This window comes from Providencia sp. M-27 (assembly GCF_011077905.1).
GTDB classification, from domain to species: domain Bacteria; phylum Pseudomonadota; class Gammaproteobacteria; order Enterobacterales; family Enterobacteriaceae; genus Providencia; species Providencia huaxiensis.
The window spans coordinates 131,760-153,729 of sequence record NZ_JAALBT010000010.1 but is presented as its reverse complement, the minus strand read 5'-3'; the positions used below and the strand labels follow the sequence as shown (position 1 = coordinate 153,729).

The window sequence follows — 21,970 nt, the reverse complement described above, 5'->3', positions numbered from 1 at the left end:
TATGGAAAATGTCGTCATTATTGATGGAATACGTACACCAATGGGCCGTTCAAAAGGTGGGGTATTTCGCCATGTTAGAGCTGAAGACCTTTCTGCACACCTCATGAATGCAATTTTTGAACGTAATCCAAACGCAAGTAAAAAAGAATTGGATGACATTATCTGGGGTTGTGTTCAGCAAACACTGGAACAAGGGTTTAATATTGCTAAAAATGCAGCATTGCTCACGGATATTCCTCATACAGTTCCAGCAGTTACAGTAAATCGCCTTTGTGGTTCATCAATGCAAGCAATACATGATGCGAGCAGGTTAATTATGACGGGTGATGCAAAATCTGTACTCATTGGTGGAGTGGAGCATATGGGCCACGTACCAATGACTCATGGTATAGATTTCAACCCTAAGCTGACTTTACACGTTGCTAAAGCCGCAGGCGCTATGGGTCTAACCGCTGAAATGCTTGCCAAAATGTATAAGATTAGCCGAGAAGAGCAAGATGCGTTTGCGTTACGGTCTCACCAACTTGCTGCCTTAGCGACGGAAAAAGGGAAGTTCAATAACGAAATCGTCCCAATTAGTGGCCATGATGCCACAGGTAACCTCATTTCAGTCAATTATGATGAAGTGATTCGTTTTGACGCAAATCTCCAAGGTTTAGCCGCTCTTCGCCCCGCTTTTGACCCTGTTAGTGGAACGGTAACCGCAGGTAATTCATCTGCTCTGTCTGATGGTGCTTCTGCGATGTTACTGACTAGCGAAAGTTATGCCACGCAGCAAGGAATTAAGCCACGAGCCAAAATACGCGCAATGGCCGTTGTTGGCTGTGACCCATCAATCATGGGATTTGGGCCTGTGCCAGCAAGTGAACTCGCTTTGAAACGCGCAGGACTAACTTTAAATGATATTGATATTATTGAATTAAACGAAGCTTTTGCGGCGCAATCTATTGCCTGTCTAAAAGGCTTGAAGCTATCAGAAAACCAATTAGATGATAAAGTAAATCTCAGCGGAGGGGCTATTGCACTTGGCCATCCGTTGGGGTGTTCAGGAGCAAGAATTTCAACAGCTTTGCTTAATCATTTAGAACAAAACGATAAACAATTTGGTTTAGCCACCATGTGCATCGGGTTCGGCCAAGGTATAGCCACAATTATTGAACGAGTTTAACAATTTAGTTTTAGTTTTAGTTTTAGTTTTCGCAAACATTGTATTTTGTCGATGTTCCCGCCTAGTCAGGGGCGGGTTTTTTTTGCCTTTTTTTGCCCAAATAACCACAACAAACTTAACCCTCATAGTTCGGGTTATCGGTAGGCGGCAAGCAAATGAGACCCTAGGAGCATACAAAAGTATGTAACTAGAGCGAATGAGTGAAGCCACCCCCCTACAATTTGAAATATGACGGGTTAAATGAATTCGTAAGCATCACCGAATAACTGCTCCGATTTAGCTCCGCGCTCATTACAAAACCGTTCTCTCGCTATTTTCGCCATTTCAAAACGACCTGCAATATAGATATCATGACTGGACAAATCGCCAAAATCTTCTAATACTGCGCTCAGGACTGTTCCTGTTCTACCTCGCCATAGTTCGTCTGGTTGCTCAACAACAGGGGTGATCTTTAAATTAGGATAGTTTTCACTGAGGGCCTGCAATTCACCAAGATCGTATAAGTGCTCCAATTGACGACCGCCCCAATAGAAAGTTATGTCACGATTTGGGTTTTCAGCTAACGCCGCAAGCAATACTGAGTGGGTATAGGAAAAACCTGTTCCACCTGCAATTAAAATCATTGCGTTACTGCTATTTTCCCGAAACCAAGCTTTACCGTGAGGAATGTCAATATTTATACGTTTCTGATCCAGAATTCGATCCATTACAGCCATTGCGTATAAATTAATCTCAGAAGCACCAATATGTAATTCGATAGTTTCTTTATTATTTGGAGTAGAAGCCATTGAAAATGGTCGTTTGTCACGCTCATCCATCACGACCATTAAATATTGGCCTGCTTTAAAATGAAAAGGACCATCTGGCAACAAAATCACCCGATAAACCGTATCCGTGATAGATTCAACAGATGTTACTTTACAGCTTAAAGTTGCCATGGTTTCCCTCTTATTTTTTATCAAAAATATTTAATTGTTCCCAAATATCATCAATGCGAGATTTAACGCTCTCTGTCATTACGATAGGACGCCCCCACTCACGATCTGTCTCACCAGGCCATTTATTGGTAGCATCAAGTCCCATTTTTGAACCTAACCCTGAGACAGGAGAAGCGAAGTCGAGATAATCTATTGGTGTGTTTTCCATCATCACTGTGTCACGGGCAGGGTCCATCCGAGTTGTAATTGCCCAGATAACATCTTTCCAGTCCCGTGCATTAATATCATCATCACAAACAATAACAAATTTAGTGTACATGAATTGGCGCAGGTATGACCAGACCCCCATCATGACCCTTTTGGTATGTCCTGCATATTGTTTTTTCATTGTCACAACGGCAAGACGATACGAGCACCCTTCTGGAGGAAGATAAAAATCAACAATTTCAGGGAATTGCTTTTGAAGAATAGGGACAAGGACCTCGTTTAACGCCTCCCCTAATACTGCAGGCTCATCGGGTGGCCTTCCTGTATAGGTTGAGTGATAAATTGCATCGCGACGCTGAGTCACATGAGTCACGGTAAATACAGGGAAATTATCGATTTCATTATAATAACCTGTATGATCACCATAAGGGCCTTCAGGGGCCATTTCGCCCGGCTCAATATACCCTTCTAAAATAATTTCAGCGCCAGCGGGAACTTCAAGGTCATTCGATATGCATTTAACAACCTCGGTTTTATTGCCACGCAATAACCCCGCAAAAGCATATTCAGATAATGTGTCAGGGACTGGTGTTACCGCACCTAAAATAGTTGCCGGATCTGCGCCAAGAGCGACTGCAACAGGAAATTTTTCGCCTGGATGAGCTTGGCACCACTCTTGAAAATCCAAAGCGCCACCGCGATGAGATAGCCAACGCATAATGACTTTATTTTTTCCAAGAACTTGCTGGCGATAAATACCTAAATTTTGCCTTTCTTTATGTGGGCCCTTAGTGACTGTCAACCCCCATGTGATTAAAGGTGCGGCATCTTCTGGCCAACAATGCATAACTGGAATTTTTGTCAGATCAACGTCTTCACCAGCCCAAATTTGTTCCTGACAAGGAGCAGAACTTAGCCGTTTTGCAGGCATGTTCAGCACTTGCTTGAATTTTGGTAGTTTATCGAAAAGGTCACGAAAGCCTTTCGGAGGATCGGGCTCTTTCAGAAAAGCGAGTAATTTGCCTACATCATGTAAAGCTTTTATGTCCTCTTGCCCCATTCCCATCGCAACGCGTTTAGTTGTGCCAAACAGGTTACACAAGACAGGCATGTTGTAGCCTTTGGGATTTTCAAATAATAGGGCCGGTCCCCCTGCTCTTAGTGTGCGATCTGCAATTTCGGTCATTTCCAAATAGGGATCGACTTCCATTGTAATACGTTTTAACTCGCCTTGTTTTTCAAGTTGCGAGATGAAATCTCTAAGGTCACGGTATTTCATTATCTTCTTTTACTGTTACAGAGGGAGTCTCATTATAAGACGTCCGGCCAAGGTTACAAGTTACAGCCTATCTCCTTAATCCTTCAAGTTACAGCGCTTTTCGTTGAAGTATAAGTGACTACTCTCAGCTAGCCGAGTCACATAGTTTATCTATGTGCCCCGCCAATCTTCCTTTATCACCTACCTGTAGCTCGAATTATTTGGAGTATAAAACACTTTAAAATCAATCTTTTTCTGGCTTAGTATACCATTTTACTGGCAATCAAAAGGGACTAATTTTTCTAATAGTAATGTATTAAATTGTTCTGAGAATGTTTTATTATGCTGAAATAGTTTAAAACCTTCATCTTTTCCGCTGAAATAATGAAGTTCATTACCTTTAATTTGTAACCCACTTCCCTCCCTGAGCGCAACAACAACTTCGTGCGGGTTAATCACACAAAACTCTTGTAATCGCTCATCACGAGTTTCTCCCATATGACCAGAGATGTGAGCATCAATATAGTGAGGATTAATTTGTAATGGAAATAGCCCCAGAGATGGCATAATTACGGCGTTACTAACAGGCATATCATTCGTAGTACGAATACTTGGCGTCGCTACATTACATCCCGCACTCCAGCCGATATATGGTACACCACGCTCACGAACCGCACGTTGAATAGCAACGATCAACCCATTCTCATGTAGGCATTTATTCAGCCACCAAGTATTACCACCACTGACAAGAATACATTCAGCCTGCTCAATCGCTTCTACAGGGCTAGAAAAGTGCTCAATTGTCGTAACTTTTATTCCCAACGCTTCCGAAAGTTGTTCAGCTCTTTCATCATGTGAACCTCGAAGAACCGCATAAGGAACCAAAACTGCTGACTTTATGTTCTTACGAGCAATCATTTCTTTGATTCGAGGTAAGGCGTAGCTAAGCCATACAGGGTTGCCTGGTAGCTTACCATTACTCAACAAAAAGATATCCATTATGTCTCCTACTGATTTAGTTTTTGCACTACAGTTATCATAAGAATATATTCGGTTAATATAGACCTAAGCATATCAATAATATGGTGCTGTTCTTCATTAGTCACATTGTTATGTCGTAATTTGTTATCATAAACATAGTTTTGTCAGATGGAATTCAAAAAAATGGAAAAATGGTATTTGCTTTATTGCAAACGCGGCCAAATTGAACGGGCTATGGAGCATTTAAACCGACAGAATGTTGTTTGTATGACGCCCATGACTGAAATGGAAAAGGTGGTTAGAGGGAAAAGGACGACAGTGCAAGAAGCCTTGTTTCCAAACTACTTATTTGTGAAATTTGATCATAATGAAATTCATACGACAACTATCCAATCAACAAGAGGGGTTAGCCATTTTATTCGTTTTGGCCAATTTCCGACGGAAGTCCCCGAAGAAATTATTGAGCTATTACAACAAACCCCCATTAGTTATTCCGTCGCACCAGATATACCAAAACATGGCGACCAAGTGACAATTACCGAAGGTATTTTCGCGGGAGTACAAGCTATTTTTGATGAGCCTAATGGAGAGTATCGTTCTATTCTCTTACTGAATATTTTAAATAAAAGTGTACCTAAAGTGGTTGATAATACGCAATTTAAAAAAAATACAGATTGAATGTTTCAAGCAATAAAAAGCCCTCTTTAGAGGGCTTTTTTGTCATTGTACATAACAAATAACAGCTATTTGATGCAAATCAGGACTCTTCTTTTTCTTCTTCCTCTGCCCCTTCTTGTCGATTTCTGCCTTTGCCAACATAGAAATTGGATAGCAAGACACCGAGTTCAAAAAGCAAATACATTGGAACAGCAAGTAAAGTTTGAGAGAGTACATCTGGCGGTGTTAAAAACATCCCAACAATAAATGCCCCGACTAAAATATAAGGACGTTTACGTTTCAGTGATTCCGGTGTAGTCACACCAGTCCAACACAGTAAAATAATTGCAATAGGTACTTCAAATGCTGCACCGAAAGCCATGAATAATGTCATGACAAAGCTAAGGTATTTACTGATATCAGGAATAAAGTTGACGCTATCCGGGGTCGTTTTAACAAAGAAACCAAATGCGAGCGGAAAAACAACGAAGTAGGCAAATGCCATTCCCAAATAAAACAAGAAGCTACTTGAAACAAGCAAAGGCAACATGAGTTTGCGTTCATGCTTGTATAAGGCGGGCGCAATAAAAGCCCAAATTTGATAGAGAATAACTGGGATCGATACAAAAACCGATACCATCATTGTCAATTTAATTGGGGTAAAGAATGTGGACGCCACATCCGTCGCACTCATTTGCGAACCTACTGGCAGCTTATCAATCAAAGGGGCTGCTACCAGCCGATAGATATCATTTGAAAAATAAGCAAGGGCAGCAAAAACAATTAAAACTGTAATTAAACAGTTTAGCAGCCGTTTGCGAAGTTCAATGAGGTGGCTAATAAGTGGTTGTGTATCATTTACAGCCATGTGTTATTTTTCACTTTCAGTTTGATTAGAGTTTTTTACGTTAGCTTCGAGTGATCCTACTGTTTTTACAGCTGTTGAATCTTCCGGTTTTTCATCCTCAACAACGGCAGCCATTTTCGCTGCATGTTCAGGGTTTGGATCAGACTCCTCAGGTTGCTGAGTATTATCTTTCGCTTCCTTTACAGCACTATCGTAACTGTCAGTGATCTCTTTTGCTTTGTTTAACTCTGTTTCAATATCATTGGTTGTCTCTTGGTAGCCGCTTTTAAGCGATTGTGCAGCTGTACGCAATTCTTCCATGGACTGCTTAAGTTCAGGAGAAAGTGCTTCTAAATTAGCCTTTTCTTCAACCTTTTTCAGCGTGTCCTGTAGTTCCTGCAATTTTAACTCTTGCGTTAACTCATTTTGTACATTTGCAGCCATAGAACGCATCGCACGGATCCACCCAGCGACAGTTCTCACTGCCACTGGTAATCGCTCAGGGCCTAATACAACGAGACCAATAACTGCAATAAGCAACAGTTCACTAAAACCTATGTCAAACACGGTTTAACCCTGCTCTTTATTTTTGCTCTCAACTGGGCTTTCTTTCTTCTCAGCAGCCTGTTGTTCCGTAATATTTTTAGGTGCGAAGTCAGCATCTTGCTTTTCTTGTTCTGCTTTTGCTTTTTCATCATCGCTCATCGCTTTTTTAAAGCCTTTGAGTGATTCACCTAAATCAGAACCTAAAGAACGTAATTTCTTGGTGCCGAAAATCAAAATAATAAGTAAAGCAATGATAATGAGTTGCCAAGGACTACCGAAAGCAGCCATTGCAAAAGTTGATTCCATTGTTAATACCTCTATATAGTTTTGGGATCAATGTTATGAGATCTATTATATACAACCAACACAAAATACGGAAATGTTCACAGCCTTATAAACTTGTCGCAAAACAAAGTTTACTTAATTTTCGTCTGTTTTACACCAACCAAACAGCCAAGACAAGGCGCCTGCGGCCATAAATACCACAGCTAGCTGCTTTAAGTCAGAAATAAAAAATAAGCTACCGCATAAGACAAATGTCGCCCCGATCCCTAGGAGGTATTGCGACTTACGCTGTTTATTACGCTGATTTTTCAATTGCTGTGTTAATTGGTCAATATTCGACTGTAAGTATTTATGCTGCCTCAAAGCACCATATATCAAATCAGGAATTTCAGGCATTTTTTCTGCCCAATAAGGCGCCTTTTCTTTTAATGCTTGAGTGATTGCAGGTATCCCTACTTGGCTATGAACCCAATCCTCAAGGAATGGTTTTGCTGTTTTCCATAGGTCAAGCTGAGGGTAAAGCTGCCGTCCTAGCCCTTCTACATACAGCAGTGTTTTTTGTAATAAGACTAACTGTGGCTGAACTTCCATGTTGAAACGGCGTGCTGTATTAAATAAATTTAATAATACTTGCCCAAATGAAATTTCAGCCAATGGTTTTTCAAAAATAGGTTCACATACAGTACGAATAGCAAACTCAAAGTCTTCCACATTTGTGTCTGAAGGAACCCAGCCCGAGTCAACGTGCAATTCTGCAACTTTGCGGTAATCACGATTAAAAAAAGCAATGAAGTTTTCTGCCAAATAGCGTTTATCTTCTTTGTTTAATGAACCGACTATTCCACAGTCTATCCCTATGTATTGAGGATCTTCTGGATGATCGTAACTAACAAAGATATTGCCTGGATGCATATCTGCATGGAAAAAACTGTCACGGAAAACCTGTGTGAAGAAGACTTTAACACCACGTTCTGCCAGCAGTTTCATATTGGTTCCCTGCGCTTTAAGCGCAGCAATATCAGAAACTGGGATCCCGTAGATACGTTCCATGACCATCACGTTTTCACGACAATAATCTGGATAGACCTCTGGCACATACAGCATGGCGCTGTTTTCAAAATTACGACGAAGCTGAATGGCATTTGCTGATTCACGGAGTAAATTCAGCTCATCAATCAATGTTTTTTCGTATTCACGCACGACTTCTTTTGGCCTTAATCGCCGCCCATCTGGCAACAAAGGAACCCAATTTGCAATGCGGTACATTAATTTAATGTCAGCTTTAATAATTGGCAAAATATCAGGGCGGATCACCTTGATGACAACATCTTTGCCATTTTCTTTTAATGTTGCGGTATGAACCTGAGCGATGGACGCAGACGCTAAAGCTTGCTCATCAAAATCATCAAACCACTGTTCTAGTGGCCCTTCGAGAGACTCTTCAATATAGCTTCGTGCCAGTTTGCCATCAAAACTCGCGACTTTGTCTTGCAATAACGAAAGTTGATCTGCGATTGCTGGAGGGAAAAGATCTCGACGAGTCGATAGCATTTGGCCAAATTTGATCCAAACGGGCCCAAGTTCTTGTAGGGCGAGACGAAGCCTTTCACCCAATGCTTTGTCTTTATGCTTATTTCTGATCCAAAAGAAACCTAAGCGACCAATTCTTAATGGTAACGTTAGTTTAATTTTGGGGATTAACTCATCTAATCCGTAAGAGAGAAAAACCCGAATAATGAAGTAAAGTCGTTTTATTTCACCGGGTGTCATTCTTCTCCTCCAACTGGCTTAACCGTTGTTCAAGCGCACTCAATGAATTTTCTATTTGCTCAACTCCATCACTAAAATGAGCTAGCTCAAGTTGGCTAGGAGCCATTTTCCATTCTTCAACTATTGCGTCTTTGATATACGTTTTTTGCCGTTTTACTAAATGAGATGCAAGGCACGCGCCTTTATTCAGTAGCTTACTAAGACCCTCGGCTGCAACATCACCAATATAAGGTGATAAATAGTGAGCAGGATTCCAAATTGCTAAATCAAGCAAAGAAGACCAGTGCTGCACAATTTGCATATCCCCTTCAATCACGATATCACCGCGATTGATAAGTTGAGCTAATTGCTGTTTGTCTTTCAATTTAACAAGCGTAAAGATGGATGTTTTAATGGTACAGTCCGCAGGCTCAACCCACTGGCTTAACACATCAACATGGTTTTCAGCAAAAACAAGTGTTAACGTTTTATTCAGTTCTTTAAGTTCAATCGCCATAACTTTACCAGCCAAACGCATTCTAGCAGGCTGTAGAACTTTTTCTTTAAACAACATGTGGTTAAGAGAGGTTTCCATCAATGCTGTTATCAAAGAATACAAAACTGTATTTTGATTTTCGGTATGTGTTGATGGTGCTTCCATCTTAGAATTTAAACCCTTTGTGCAATGCGACAATTCCACCTGTCATATTGGTGTACGACACTTGTTCAAAACCTGCATTTTCCATCATACCTTTTAGTGTTTCTTGGTTTGGATGCATGCGGATTGACTCAGCTAAATAACGATAGCTATCGGGATCATTAACGATCGCCTGACCAATACGAGGGAGTATATGGAATGAATAGGCGTCATAAGCTTTATTCAAAGGTTCAATAATTGGTTTTGAGAACTCTAATACCAATAAACGCCCACCTGGTTTTAGCACTCGGAACATAGAGCGTAGCGCTTTGTCTTTGTCGGTGACATTACGCAGACCAAAAGAGATAGTAATGCAGTCAAAATAGTTATCAGGGAATGGCAGCTCTTCCGCATTGGCTTGCACATAATTAACATTACCGACAATACCAAGGTCACGTAATTTCTCACGCCCCATTTTTAGCATTGAGTCATTAATGTCTGCGAGTATGACTTCGCCTTTTTCACCTACTAAACGTGAAAATTTAGCAGTTAAGTCACCTGTTCCACCTGCAAGGTCAAGTACTCGCTGATTACGACGTACTCCGCTCGCTTCAATGGTAAAACGCTTCCAAATACGATGGATACCAAATGACATTAAATCATTCATTAAGTCATATTTTGATGCTACTGAGTGAAAAACATTCGCTACTAGGCCAGCTTTATCTTCTTTGCCGACAGTACGGAAACCGAAATCAATGGTTTCTTTAGTTGGTTCAGTCATTTCTCTTATGCCTGCTTATCATTCAAACTTTTGTAGGAAGTGTAACAGTCTTTGAGCCAAAACCCTATCAGAAGTCTAAGATTCCGCACAATTAGGCGTATCAGACCGCTCAACTAATTGAGGCGCTATAGGTTGCTTAATTTCGACTCCGAGCTCTTTAAAACTTTCCGCTTGGCTAATTAAATTTCCACGTCCTTGAGCAAGGCGCTTCATTGCCGATAGGTAAGTATTATTCGCTTTATCAAGACTGGCGCCTAAAACTTGCATATCATCAACAAACAAACGCAGCTTGTCATACATTTTCGCTGCTCTGTTTGCTATCTCTTGAGCATTTTGCCCTTGGCGTTCATACCGCCATATATTATTAATCGTTCTTACTGCGACTAACAATGTTGAAGGACAAACTAACATAATATTCTGTTTAATTCCTTCATCAAGTAACTCGGGAGCCTCTTTCAAAGCAAGTAAATAAGCAGGCTCAATAGGGATAAACATTAAAACGTAATCCAATGAGCGAATTCCCGGTAACTGGTGGTAATCTTTACGACTCAACATACGCATATGATTGCGGATAGAAGCCACATGGTTTTTCAATGCTTGTTGCTGTTCATGTGGGTCTTCGCTATTGAAGTAATGTTCATAAGAAACTAGCGACATTTTGGCATCAACGACCACATCTTTACCTTCAGGAAGATGGATAATCACATCCGGTTGATAACGGCTATTATAACTTGTATTGATGCTAACTTGAGTTTCAAATTCACTTCCTTCACGTAAACCTGAGACTTCGAGAATTCTGGTAAGAATGGTTTCGCCCCAGTTCCCTTGAATTTTGTTATCCCCTTTCAGAGCTCGTGTCAGGTTAACCGCTTCTTTGGTCATTTGATTATTGAGCTGCTGTAATTGCCGAATTTCATAGGCTAAAGTGTGGCGCTCTTTGGCTTCTTCACCAAAACTTTGCTGAACTTGCTGACGAAACCCCTCTAATTGCTCACGAAAAGGTGACAACATCGCCAATAGGCTTTTCTGTTGTTGCTCTGATGCACGGCGCTCATTTTGTTCAAAAATACGATTTGCTAAGTTTTCGAATTGTGCTGTCAGCCGTTGTTCACTATTTTGTAAAATTCGCTGTTTTTCTTCGTTTGCTAGCTGGTTTTGCTCAAAACGGGTGATGACCTCGCGAAGTTCTGCTTCTTGTTCTCGGTTGATATCCCTTTGAGTACGCAGTTCTTGATCTAGCCTGTCATATTCTTCTTTCCATTGCGCAAGGTGAATATTTTTTTCGTCACTTGCTGCAAGTTGACGGTTGAGTTGCTGCAGTTCCTGATCTTTTTGCGCAATTTTTTGGGCAATAGAGAACCAAGTGGCTAAACCACCAACTAAAACGCCACTCAACGCCCCAATAACAGCATATAAAAGAGAGGTATCCACGGTTAAATCCTTACTTTACAAAGTCTAGTGTAAGGTAATGGGATACTGTATAAGTGTCCAGAGGTAATTTAGCTATCAAAGAAAATTTTGCGAAGCGCTTCGCAAGCTTAGCCAATCCAACTTGCGAACCACTTTAGGCCCAGTGCCCCTGGCGCTAAAATACCAAATGCCCAAATCATCGCAGAAGCGATATTGGCGAGTTGGAAATGCCGTTGTGGCATTGCGCAAATCCCAGCAACCAAGGGAACAATGGCTCGTAAAGGCCCAAAGAAGCGCCCAAAGAAAATGCCCCAGATACCCCAGCGGTCAAAGAAACGCTGCCCTTTATCAATCATTTGTGGGTTACGAGAAATCGGCCACATATGACGTACATTTTCTTTGTAATGATAACCAATCCAATAAGAGAGCCAGTCCCCAAAGAAAGCACCGAGTGCGGCCGCTAACCATATTGGCCAGAAAGCAATATTACTTTCGCCAATCAAAGCACCAAGTGCGAGTAAAATCACCGTGGCGGGTAACAAAAGTGATAAAAATGCCAGAGATTCCCCAAACGCCAAAAAGAAAATAATAGGAAGCGCCCATACTTCATGTTCGCGTGTAAAGTCCGTCACAATGGTGACAATTTCATGGAGTGTCACGGTCAGTTCCTTTCATAAGGGGATAATCAGAATACTGTAGCGAAAAAGTGGTAAATCAAAGTTAAACAAAGCAAAAACACCTTTGGAAAAACCGAGTTGTGGATACAGAAAAATGGATCATCCACAACTCATCTTACAGTTAGTGAAACTTAGTCCAAAAACTGACTTTGCAGTGCTTCTCGTTGTTGCCTTCCTAAGCCAAAATCTTTTTCTAGCCATTGGTCAACATTGCCATAATGGCTTTCAATGCTGTTTAGGGCCGTTCTCAAGAAGTCTTCACGTACTGAATAGACATACTCAAATTTTTTCACAATGCTTTCGTCCATCGTTTTTGCATGCTCTTCGAGTAAATGCTTGCGGTATGGCGCAAGTGTTTCATTAGTCAGTAAGTAATCTTCCATTACTGTGTCTAAATCTGCCCCTAACGCAAATAATACGAGTGCAGACCCGACCCCAGTACGGTCTTTTCCTACCGCACAGTGTTGCACGATCCCGCCTTTTTCTGGCTGCTTGAGTAAATTGACCAATTGGTGATAAGCAGAGTTGTTCAGCGGTAATAATTCATATAAACGAAACATGAAGGCTTGTGGATCAAACTGTTCCAATATTTCTGGTGTGAGTTTATCTAAATTCGCGGTGACTTCTTTAGCTAATGGATTTGCTGGAGCATGAACATAATGCGCTCCTTGCCAAATAACATCAGGCTTATCTAAGATTTCAGCTTCATCACGATAATCAATGATTTGGAAAAGATTTTGTGAACGTAAAACCGCTTCGTCTTCCTGTGTTAATCGGTCTAACGCACCGGAACGGAACAGGACTCCAGGCTTGATTTTTCCACCATTAGCGAGTTTTTTACCACCGAGATCGCGGAAGTTAATACCGCCTTTTAAAGGCAAAACAGAAGGATGAAGATAAGGTGTTGTTGACATAATAATTCCTTTTCGCCCTACAGCTTTTATTCCAGTTAACAACAAAACAAATGTAACCTGAATAATTTAAGGGCACATAATATTGATAATTGTTTTTATGACAATAACAGATCTAGCGAATAAGAGGATCAGAATATTTCCTGTAAATTAATTAACAATTGTAATATTTATAAAGGAAATAAAGAGAAATAAGGGATATATAAGAGGACTAAGCCCGCTTACTTTTTGTCCACAACCGAGTGAAAGCCAAGTAAGCGAGCCAGTAAATCACGGACTACAGTAAGCGGCGTGCAGCTTCAACCACAATACTTAATACGTTACCTTCCGTTTTCTTCAGTAACGCTTCATTTGGAATTTCTTGTTGGGTACGATTTACGATAACCCCCGCAACCATACCAGCACGTAACCCTTTACTGCTAGAACACATAGTCAGCAATGTGGCTGATTCCATTTCATAGTTCATTACGCCCATGTCTTGCCACTCTTTCATCGAACCTCTGAAATGACGCATTACACGGCCGGTATAGGTATCATAACGCTCTTGACCGGGGTAGAAGGTATCTGATGACGCGGTGACACCGACATGAACGGTTGCGCCCGCATCTTTCGCTGCGGCATAAAGCGCATTGGTACAGTTAAAATCAGCAACAGCAGGGTATTCTAATGGTGCAAAGTGTTGGCTAGCGCCATCTAAACGTACAGCCCCCGTTGTGACTAACACATCACCGACATTAATATCTTCTTGAATTGCACCTGTTGTACCAATACGTAAGAAAGTACGGATACCAAGTTGTGCCAGTTCTTCTACGGCAATCGATGTTGATGGACCACCAATACCCGTTGAGCAAACAATGACGGCTTTTCCGTCAAGTTCACCACGCCAAGAGGTATATTCACGTAATGACGCAAGGTGTACAGGGTTATCCATCAGACGTGCAATTTTTTCAACACGGTTAGGATCCCCAGGAACAATCGCTACGGTCGCACCCTGTAAGTCACTTTTCTTTAAACCTAAGTGGAAAACGTCGGACATTTCAAACTCCTTTACACAATGGCATCATTAAATCAGTCGATACTGATTAATCGTTATTTGTAATATAACGAGAAAATGATAAATTTTTAGTGATGAACATCACCTTTAATGAAAACAATAAAAGTTTGATTTCATTATTTAGTGATTTACATCACATATGTTCATTGATTTTATTTCTCTTTAACACCCATTGCCATCAGTATAGATGAAAGTTTGACATAACGACAAAAACGCCCCTGATTACTGGGCGCTTTGATTATTTGGCAGAACTAAAAATAGTAACGCTATACTAGAGAATTACATCAAGAACGAGGACTCCAACTAGACCTATCGCCCACGCAATGGTGGTCGGAATAGACCAAACAATGATTTGTTGTTTAACGTCCTTAATTCCCATCATTCTGTTCACCACCCAATACAGGCTATCGTTGAAGTAACCGAAGAACAGAGACCCCATGGTTGCCGCTTGCGCCGCGACCAATAAGTTAATATCAGGTATTTGGCTAATGATTGGAGCAGAAATAGATGCTGCGGTAATCATTGCTACTGTACCCGAGCCTTGAATCAAACGAACCAAGGTCGCAATAATAAACGGAATCAATACAGGTGTAATTGGCAGATTTGCTACATGTTCAGCAAGAATATTTCCTGTGCCACTATCACGCAGTACCGCACCTAATGCACCACCAGCCCCCGTAACAAGCAGAATAATACCGGCTGCTTGTAAGCCTTCTTCCATACGGTCGATGACTTCTTCTTTTGTTGCTTTGGGCATTAATGTGTAAACAGAGATCAACACACTAATTGATAATGCGATAATTGGTGCGCCTAAAAATTCAAACGTTTGGAAGTACCAATTGCTTTCCATGCCTTGGAAAGATTCTGTTTTTAGAATTAACCCATTGATTGCATTTATGAAAATCAACAAAATAGGTGTGATAATTGGTAAAAGCGATAAGAATAGGCTGGGTAATGGTTTATTCGCTTTTTCTTCCATATAACGAGCGTGAACTTCTTTCAGGTCTTCGCTGCCCGTTTCATCTGGCATAAATTCAGGGTACTTAGTCCCTAACCATTTTGCATACAAAACAATACCGATAACACAAGGAATAGCGAGGCTCATACCCGCGAGGATCATCGCGCCAACATCGACACCAAAAATCCCTGCAACGCCTAAAGGCCCCGGAGTCGGTGGAACAGTATGGTGTGTCACCACCAACCCACCAGCGAGTGCAACGCCTAGAGTCAGTATGCTACGTTTACCATTTTTGGCTAATGCTTTTGCCAATGGATATAAAATCACAAAAGCAGAGTCAACGAAGATAGGAATACTGACAATATAACCGGTAATTGCTAACGCCCATTCTTCGCGTTTTTTACCTAGCCATTTGATAAAGCTATAAGCTATCTGTTCAGCAGCGCCTGAAACTTCCAGCACCCTTCCCATCATTACCCCGAGTCCAATAACAATACCGATGCTACCGAGTGTTGACCCAAAGCCTTTTGTGATGACTGTCACCGTCTCTGCCGCGGTCAAACCACCGGATATACCCGCGATTGCCGCAGCAATTAGCATTGCTAATAACGCATGAACACGCGTTCGTAATACTAAAAAGATCAGGACAAATATGGCCACTGCGAGGCCAATAATAGGAATATAGGACATAGGCTATCTCCTACTTAGACGAACCGTGGTTGGTGATAAACGAACGGATCGCATCACCAAACGAGCCATCGGCACGGAAACCGAGACCCAATGCACGGCTGATATCAAATTTGCCCGGCCAGCTCGCCACAATACGGTTAATGGCTTCGTCAGGTTCAAAGCGAATCAGATCTACCGCTTCTTGGCCTGCAACATCACGTAACGCATCAATCATACCTTGGACGGTAACGGTGATACCTGGCAGGTTCACAGTGCGTGATTTACCGAATTTCTCAGCAGGGATACTCACTGCATGAATAAAGTTGTTAATCACAGTTTCAGGGCTCGATAACCATAGCGCGAGGTCAGGGGAGACAGGACAAACACTTTCAATCCCATTTAATGGCTCACGAATAATGCCACTTGCGAATGAAGAGGCCGCTTTATTTGGCACACCCGGACGAATACTAATGGTTGGCAAACGCATCACACGGCCATCAACAAAGCCTTTACGTGAATAGTCATTGACCATCAATTCACACATGGCTTTTTGAGCGCCATAGGACGACTGTGGGTTAACGACGCACAAGTCTGTGATGACATCAGGTAGCTCACCACCAAACACAGCGAGAGAGCTGGTGAACATAAATTTGATTGCAGGGTTCTTGGCACGAGCGACTTCCAATAATTGGCGAGTGGCTTCAAAGTTAACCTTCATTCCCAAGTCAAAATCACTTTCAGCGTGGCTACTTACGATAGCTGCAAGGTGGAAAACCACATCGGTTTGTGCATCAATCAGTTTATCAGCTGCCCCTGCTTGCGTTAAATCTAACGCAACACAACTGACTCTGGCATCTTCAACCGGTGATGTAGGGCATTGAATATCGGCTAAAACAAGGTGGTCAAATTTTAAACCCTGGCGATTTTTAAGCAAAGCAGCGGCTAGCTGCTGGCCCAGAAAGCCTGCGCCACCAGTAATAATAACTTTCATTGTAATTCTCCTTGCTATAGCCTTTTAACTGGCTATGCAGTTTTAGGTAAGATTATTTATGTTTTATGTCTTGATTAAATGAAGTTTTATGTTTTGTTCTGTTATCCGCTGCACCACATCAGTTGGCAATTGGTCATCACAAATGATGTCGTGCAATTGATTCAATGGGCAAACACGAAACATGCCATATTTGCCGAACTTACTACTGTCTGAAACCAGCACACAACGGCGAGCAACATCCAATAGCGTTTGTTTTATCTGAACTTTTTCCTCATGTGGAGTAGAAACCCCATGCTGCAAATCCCATGAACTGGTGCTGATAAAAGCAATATCAACATTGAGCGTTTTCAGCATCATCGCAGCCGTATTTCCGACACTAGAATGGTTACGTTTATCCACTAATCCCCCGGTGTGGTATAGGTTTAGCTGCGATTTATTCATTAAGTACTGCATAATGGAAAAATCATTGGTGACAATCGTTAAATTAAAACGCTCGCCAAGTACGCGTGCTATCTCAAAGGTGGTTGTTCCCGCATCGAGATAGACCACTTGCCCATCTTCAACTAATGAGCTGGCAAACTGGCCAATTTCACGCTTATGGCGATGATGCAACCGTGCCTTTTCACTCCAAGGTAGCTCTTGGCGCAATACATCATTTAACTTAACGCCACCACTGATACTGAGCACCTTCCCTTCTTCTTCTAACATCCGAATATCACGTCGCACTGTCATATGAGAGACATTCATTAGCTCAACCAAGTCACTGATCGATACGGTTTGATGTTCATGCACGTAACGGTAAATAAAATCACGACGCTCAGAAGGGAGCATAGGTTCTCCTAATTATGAATTTGCTTGTTTAAGCCAGCCTAATCCATCTTCGGTACGGCCTGCTGGATGATATTCACATCCTAACCAGCCTTCATACCCCATTTCATCTAATTGCTTAAAAATCCATGGGTAATTGACTTCACCGCTATCCGGTTCATGACGATAAGGGACTGACGCTATCTGAATGTGACTAAATTTACCCCATAAACGTTCAATTGTTTTCAATAAATCACCTTCCATAATTTGGCAGTGATATAAATCCAACTGGATAAAGACATTTTCACGATTAATTTCAGGCAGTAATGCTTCAGCTTGTTTTTGTGTGGTCAAAAAGTATCCGGGCATATCACGGGTATTGATGGGTTCGATAAGCACACGAATACCGTGCTCAGCCATCACATCGGCCGCATATTGAATGTTTTTGATATAACACGCAGTTTGCTGTTCAAGTGTATAGTTATCATTCACTTTTCCTGCCATCGCATGAACTTGTTTACAACCTAACGCTTTCGCATATTTCAATGCGGTCTGTACGCCTTCGGCAAATTCGTTCTCACGACCTGGGATCGACGCCATTCCGCGCTCACCTTGTGCCCAATTTCCTGCTGGCATATTAAACAGAGCCTGAGTTAAATGGTGTTTACTCAGCTCACCAGCAATGACATCGGCATCTTCTTCATAAGGAAAAAGATATTCAACACCTTTGAACCCTGCATTTGCAGCTCGCTCAAAGCGCTGTATAAAAGGCACTTCGGTAAACATCATGCTTAGATTTGCAGCAAATTTAGCCATTTTCGCCTCGCTACTTTTGTGGATAACGACTTTCGAGCTGTTCAACTTGCTCTTGCGTTAATGTTGTAAAGCCATGTGGGCGTAATGTGATATATAAGCGAGCGGTATCTTCTAACTCTTCTGCATTGAAGAAAGCTTGTCTTAATGTTTTACCACCCACGACCGGGCCATGATTCGATAGCAATACCGCATTATGTGTCGGTGCTAATTTTGCAATTTCCTCACCAATTCGGTCATCCCCCGGTGGCAAGTATTCAATCAATGGCAGTTTCCCCACTCGCATCACATAATACGGTGTGATTGGAGGCAAACAATTTTTTGTATCTAACTCCGGCAAGCAAGACAACGCCGTTAACCAAGGTGAGTGAAGATGAACAACCGCTTGGCAATCAGGGCGTTGCAGATACATCGCCATATGCATAGAAACTTCTTTTGTCGGTTTATCTCCCCCAATCCAATTGCCTTGTGCATCGAGCTTACTCAGTTTGTTAGGGTCTAAATCACCAAAACTGGAGTTTGTCGGTGTCACGATAATCGAACCATCAGGTAACCGAGCACTAATATTTCCTGCGCCACCGCTACTGTAGCCGCGGTTAAACATTGATTTAGCCCAATCGACTAACTCTTGGCGCAGCGCCTTTTCATCACTCATTAAACATCTCCTGTGCAAACTGGAAGAAATTTTCTTGGCCGAAATTACCTGATTTCAGCGCCAACCAGTTACCGCTTGCTAAGTCCTGTACCCATGGCACACCAGGGGCGATTGGTGAACCAATACTTAATTGTTCTGTCCCAAGGCTTTGAACCACTTTTCCAGAGGTTTCGCCGCCAGCAATAATAAAGGTGTCATACCCTTGCGCTTTCAACAGTACGACAACTTCACCAAATACCTTCTCGACCGCGGAACTTGATTCCGCTGCGCCATATTTTTCTTGTGTCTGTTTCAATAATTCAGGTGATTGAGTGGCATAAAGCATTGGTGCTAAACCAGTTAGTTGCTGTGCTTGCACCCAATCTGCCAATGTTTTGGCATACTCAGGGTTATTTAAACACTCACCCACATCCAACATTTTTGCAGGGGCAACTTGCTGATAAGCCAGCACTTGTTTGTTAGTCATTACCGAGCAACTGCCTGATAAAACAACTGTTTTCCTGTTTTTACCTGTCGGTTTTTCACCTCGTTGCGTTGTGCCGCCCCATGGACATTGGCTATCCACATTGGCCAGTGCAGCACCGAGGCCGGAACCCCCAGTTAACAATGGCATCGCTTTAACCGCTTGTGCGATAGGAAGCAAATCATCCATCGTCAAGCCATCAACGACCGCGTAACTCACACCTTGTTGAGCTAATTCGGCAAGTTTTTGGCTAACAACGTCACTGCCTTTTTGAATATCATCAAGTCTGACTAAACCTGCTTTGCCTTTTGATTGCTTTTCCATCACACGCAATAAATTTGCGTCGGTCATTGGGGTTACAGGGTGATGCTGCATGCCACTTTCATTAAGTAGCTGGCCATTCACAAATAAATGACCGTGAATAACCGTTCTGCCGTTCACAGGTAACGCTGGGCAAACTAATGCTAAATCTGTTCCCAGTTGTGCCATTAATGCATCTGTAACGGGGCCAATATTGCCTTTTTCAGTTGAGTCAAACGTCGAGCAATATTTAAAGAAAATTTGCTGACAATTCGCTTTTTGTTTCAGCCAATTGCACGCATTGGTCGATGCACTGACAGCTTCATCGACAGGACAAGAGCGGCTTTTTAAACTAATGACTATGGCATCAACATCTTGTGGTACCGGTGTGTTTTCATCGGGTTCATTCAATAATTGGACGACCTTCCAACCGTTTTGCACCATAAAGCCTGCGATATCAGTCGCACCGGTAAAATCATCCGCTATTACGCCTAACTTCACTGTCATGCTTTTTTCTCCGGTAAAGTAATACCTTTAAATGTTTTGATCACCGCGCTGTCATCCTGCAAACCAAAACCTTCATTGCTCGCTGAAATAAACATTTGATGGGCGGTTGAAGCTAGTGGGAGCGGGAAATTTAATGCTTTCCCTGTTTCCATCACTAGCCCTAAATCTTTGACAAAAATATCGACTGACGATTTTGGGGTGTAATCACCATCTAGAACATGTTGCATGCGGTTTTCAAACATCCATGAATTTCCAGCTGCATGGGTAACAATGTCATACATCACATCAAGGTTAATACCCGCTTTGGCGGCTAAAGCCATACTTTCTGCAGCAACAGCAATATGCACCCCAGCTAATAACTGGTGAATCGTTTTGACGGTTGAGCCTAAGCCAACGTCATCCCCTACACGATATAAGCGCTCAGAAATAGCGTCAAATACGGGTGAAAGCCGCTCAAATAAAGCAGGCTCACCTGAAGCCATTATGGTCAACTTCCCTTCAGCGGCTTTAATTGAACCGCCTGAAATAGGCGCATCTACAAGCGGTAATTGATATGAGGCAAGGCGCTGAGCGATATTTTTTGTTTGCTCAGCGGAGAGTGTGCTATGCAGTACAATAACTGTACCGGGGCGTAATTGCTCAACAAGAGGCTGTTCACCCGAAAATAAAATCGCTTCAACTTGACGACCATTGACGACCACTAACAATAAAGCGTCAATCTCATGGGCGAATTCCGCTGCATTTTGCCCCACTGCAACAGCTCCACCACGAAGTAGGCTTTCGCAAGCACCTTGGTTTAAATCAAATCCATAGGTAGGAATGTTATTTTTTATAAGAGATTGTGCGATCCCCATCCCCATAGAACCTAGGCCAATCACGCCAACTTTATTAACGAAATTTCCCATAATGACCCCTGATGTTGTTAATCTTCGTGACTGTTGTGAATTTTCACACAATAAAATTCACAAACACATGACTAACATCACATTTAAGATAATATAAAAAACCAACAAATAAAACGTAATCAATTGAATTAAAACAAATTAAATAAACAAAACCCTCAACGCTCCCTTCACAAGATAATGTGATAAAAAATGTGATGCCCATTGCGTTTACTCACATTTAATTCACAAATGAAAAACCGTTATTTTTCTACTGCACTATATTCAATGCATCATTTCTATTGACCTAAAACTCAAATTGCTGAAAATAGCCGACTACAATTTTTTGAATAATGCTCCATACTATGGATGAGAGCATAAATTGGCTGATTGCCTAGGAGATAACATGGGGTTATTTGAGCAAATGATGGGTATGGTTGCAGGCGACAAAATGCAACAATTTCAATCAGTAATAAACTGGGTTGAGGAGCAAGGTGGCCTTCAAGGTGTTATCGAAAAATTTAACGAACAAGGCTTAGGTGGTGTTATTGCATCGTGGATCAGTGAAGGTAATAATTTACCTATCGATGCTAGCCAATTAATGCAAGTCTTTGGAAATGCCAATATCCAAGAGTTAGCTCAACAGGTTGGCTTAGAGCCTCAAGCAACCTCAGAAATGATTGCTAAATATCTTCCTCAATTAGTTGATAGTGCCACACCAAATGGCGAAGTTCCTGAAAGCCTCGATCTTGCTTCTATCGGTATGAACTTACTGAAATCTAAATTATTTGGTTAATATTTTCAAAAAGGCAGGTTTCCC

The 21,970-nt window shown here is 41.8% G+C and carries 23 protein-coding genes; 3 read left to right on the top strand and 20 right to left on the bottom strand.

Going from position 1 to position 21,970, the window contains the following annotated elements:
• The first annotated feature begins 1 nt into the window (after position 1).
• Positions 2-1,168, top strand: a complete 1,167-nt coding sequence (gene fadA / locus G6Q48_RS15175) for an acetyl-CoA C-acyltransferase FadA (RefSeq protein WP_166267363.1) — start codon at positions 2-4, stop codon at positions 1,166-1,168.
• Positions 1,169-1,404: 236 nt separating this feature from the next.
• On the opposite strand, the gene fre is transcribed toward fadA, so the two are convergent.
• From fre to pepE, 3 genes are all read right to left on the bottom strand, one after another.
• Positions 1,405-2,106, bottom strand: a complete 702-nt coding sequence (gene fre / locus G6Q48_RS15170; RefSeq protein WP_166267361.1) for an NAD(P)H-flavin reductase — start codon at positions 2,104-2,106, stop codon at positions 1,405-1,407.
• A 10-nt stretch (positions 2,107-2,116) separates the two neighbouring features.
• Positions 2,117-3,592, bottom strand: coding sequence for a 4-hydroxy-3-polyprenylbenzoate decarboxylase (gene ubiD, locus G6Q48_RS15165; RefSeq protein ID WP_166267359.1), 1,476 nt, complete (start codon positions 3,590-3,592; stop codon positions 2,117-2,119).
• Positions 3,593-3,844: 252 nt separating this feature from the next.
• A complete protein-coding gene (gene pepE, locus G6Q48_RS15160; RefSeq protein ID WP_166267357.1) occupies positions 3,845-4,570 on the bottom strand; it encodes a dipeptidase PepE in 726 nt (241 codons plus the stop codon).
• Positions 4,571-4,735: 165 nt separating this feature from the next.
• Here pepE and rfaH point away from each other — a divergent pair, with 165 nt between their 5' ends.
• Positions 4,736-5,230, top strand: coding sequence for a transcription/translation regulatory transformer protein RfaH (rfaH, locus tag G6Q48_RS15155; RefSeq protein ID WP_166267355.1), 495 nt, complete (start codon positions 4,736-4,738; stop codon positions 5,228-5,230).
• Positions 5,231-5,309: 79 nt separating this feature from the next.
• On the opposite strand, the gene tatC is transcribed toward rfaH, so the two are convergent.
• The 17 genes from tatC to ltnD form a co-directional block, all read right to left on the bottom strand.
• Complete coding sequence (tatC, locus tag G6Q48_RS15150; RefSeq protein WP_004260806.1) at positions 5,310-6,077, bottom strand: Sec-independent protein translocase subunit TatC; 768 nt, start codon at positions 6,075-6,077, stop codon at positions 5,310-5,312.
• Positions 6,078-6,080: 3 nt separating this feature from the next.
• A complete protein-coding gene (tatB, locus tag G6Q48_RS15145; protein ID WP_102139079.1) occupies positions 6,081-6,623 on the bottom strand; it encodes a Sec-independent protein translocase protein TatB in 543 nt (180 codons plus the stop codon).
• 3 nt (positions 6,624-6,626) lie between these two features.
• Positions 6,627-6,908, bottom strand: a complete 282-nt coding sequence (tatA, locus tag G6Q48_RS15140; RefSeq protein WP_102139080.1) for a twin-arginine translocase TatA/TatE family subunit — start codon at positions 6,906-6,908, stop codon at positions 6,627-6,629.
• A gap of 114 nt (positions 6,909-7,022) precedes the next feature.
• Positions 7,023-8,657, bottom strand: coding sequence for a ubiquinone biosynthesis regulatory protein kinase UbiB (gene ubiB, locus G6Q48_RS15135; RefSeq protein ID WP_166267353.1), 1,635 nt, complete (start codon positions 8,655-8,657; stop codon positions 7,023-7,025).
• On the bottom strand, positions 8,644-9,297 hold the full coding sequence (locus G6Q48_RS15130) for a ubiquinone biosynthesis accessory factor UbiJ (protein ID WP_102139082.1): 654 nt from the start codon (positions 9,295-9,297) through the stop codon (positions 8,644-8,646). Before G6Q48_RS15130 ends, ubiB begins: the two co-directional genes overlap by 14 nt.
• A 1-nt stretch (position 9,298) precedes the next feature.
• Positions 9,299-10,054: a bifunctional demethylmenaquinone methyltransferase/2-methoxy-6-polyprenyl-1,4-benzoquinol methylase UbiE gene (gene ubiE, locus G6Q48_RS15125; protein WP_102139083.1), complete on the bottom strand. Its 756-nt coding sequence runs from the start codon at positions 10,052-10,054 to the stop codon at positions 9,299-9,301.
• A gap of 75 nt (positions 10,055-10,129) precedes the next feature.
• Positions 10,130-11,485, bottom strand: coding sequence for a DNA recombination protein RmuC (rmuC, locus tag G6Q48_RS15120; protein WP_102139084.1), 1,356 nt, complete (start codon positions 11,483-11,485; stop codon positions 10,130-10,132).
• Between the two features lie 107 nt (positions 11,486-11,592).
• Positions 11,593-12,123 (bottom strand): DedA family protein, encoded by a 531-nt coding sequence (locus G6Q48_RS15115; RefSeq protein WP_102139085.1) that lies wholly within the window; start codon positions 12,121-12,123, stop codon positions 11,593-11,595.
• 149 nt (positions 12,124-12,272) lie between these two features.
• Positions 12,273-13,055, bottom strand: coding sequence for a tyrosine-protein phosphatase (locus G6Q48_RS15110; RefSeq protein ID WP_166267351.1), 783 nt, complete (start codon positions 13,053-13,055; stop codon positions 12,273-12,275).
• A 274-nt stretch (positions 13,056-13,329) separates the two neighbouring features.
• A complete protein-coding gene (gene udp / locus G6Q48_RS15105; protein WP_042848832.1) occupies positions 13,330-14,088 on the bottom strand; it encodes a uridine phosphorylase in 759 nt (252 codons plus the stop codon).
• Positions 14,089-14,377: 289 nt separating this feature from the next.
• Positions 14,378-15,754 (bottom strand): GntP family permease, encoded by a 1,377-nt coding sequence (locus G6Q48_RS15100; RefSeq protein ID WP_094961394.1) that lies wholly within the window; start codon positions 15,752-15,754, stop codon positions 14,378-14,380.
• A 10-nt stretch (positions 15,755-15,764) separates the two neighbouring features.
• Positions 15,765-16,724: a D-erythronate dehydrogenase gene (gene denD, locus G6Q48_RS15095; protein WP_166267349.1), complete on the bottom strand. Its 960-nt coding sequence runs from the start codon at positions 16,722-16,724 to the stop codon at positions 15,765-15,767.
• A gap of 63 nt (positions 16,725-16,787) precedes the next feature.
• The gene (locus tag G6Q48_RS15090) at positions 16,788-17,555 is read right to left on the bottom strand and encodes a DeoR/GlpR family DNA-binding transcription regulator (RefSeq protein WP_004260836.1); all 768 of its coding nucleotides are present in this window, start codon (positions 17,553-17,555) and stop codon (positions 16,788-16,790) included.
• A gap of 12 nt (positions 17,556-17,567) precedes the next feature.
• Positions 17,568-18,347 carry a 2-oxo-tetronate isomerase gene (otnI, locus tag G6Q48_RS15085; protein WP_102139087.1) on the bottom strand — a complete coding sequence of 260 codons (780 nt, stop codon included), beginning with the start codon at positions 18,345-18,347 and terminating at the stop codon, positions 17,568-17,570.
• 10 nt (positions 18,348-18,357) lie between these two features.
• Positions 18,358-18,999 carry a 3-oxo-tetronate 4-phosphate decarboxylase gene (gene otnC, locus G6Q48_RS15080; protein ID WP_166267347.1) on the bottom strand — a complete coding sequence of 214 codons (642 nt, stop codon included), beginning with the start codon at positions 18,997-18,999 and terminating at the stop codon, positions 18,358-18,360.
• Complete coding sequence (gene otnK, locus G6Q48_RS15075) at positions 18,992-20,269, bottom strand: 3-oxo-tetronate kinase (RefSeq protein ID WP_166267345.1); 1,278 nt, start codon at positions 20,267-20,269, stop codon at positions 18,992-18,994. The genes otnC and otnK overlap by 8 nt, the downstream gene beginning before the upstream one ends.
• Entirely contained in the window at positions 20,266-21,174 is a 909-nt protein-coding gene (ltnD, locus tag G6Q48_RS15070; protein WP_102139089.1) for an L-threonate dehydrogenase, read from the bottom strand. Before ltnD ends, otnK begins: the two co-directional genes overlap by 4 nt.
• A 382-nt stretch (positions 21,175-21,556) precedes the next feature.
• On the opposite strand from ltnD, the gene G6Q48_RS15065 reads away from it, so the two are divergent.
• Complete coding sequence (locus G6Q48_RS15065; RefSeq protein ID WP_102139090.1) at positions 21,557-21,946, top strand: YidB family protein; 390 nt, start codon at positions 21,557-21,559, stop codon at positions 21,944-21,946.
• The last annotated feature ends 24 nt before the right edge of the window (positions 21,947-21,970 follow it).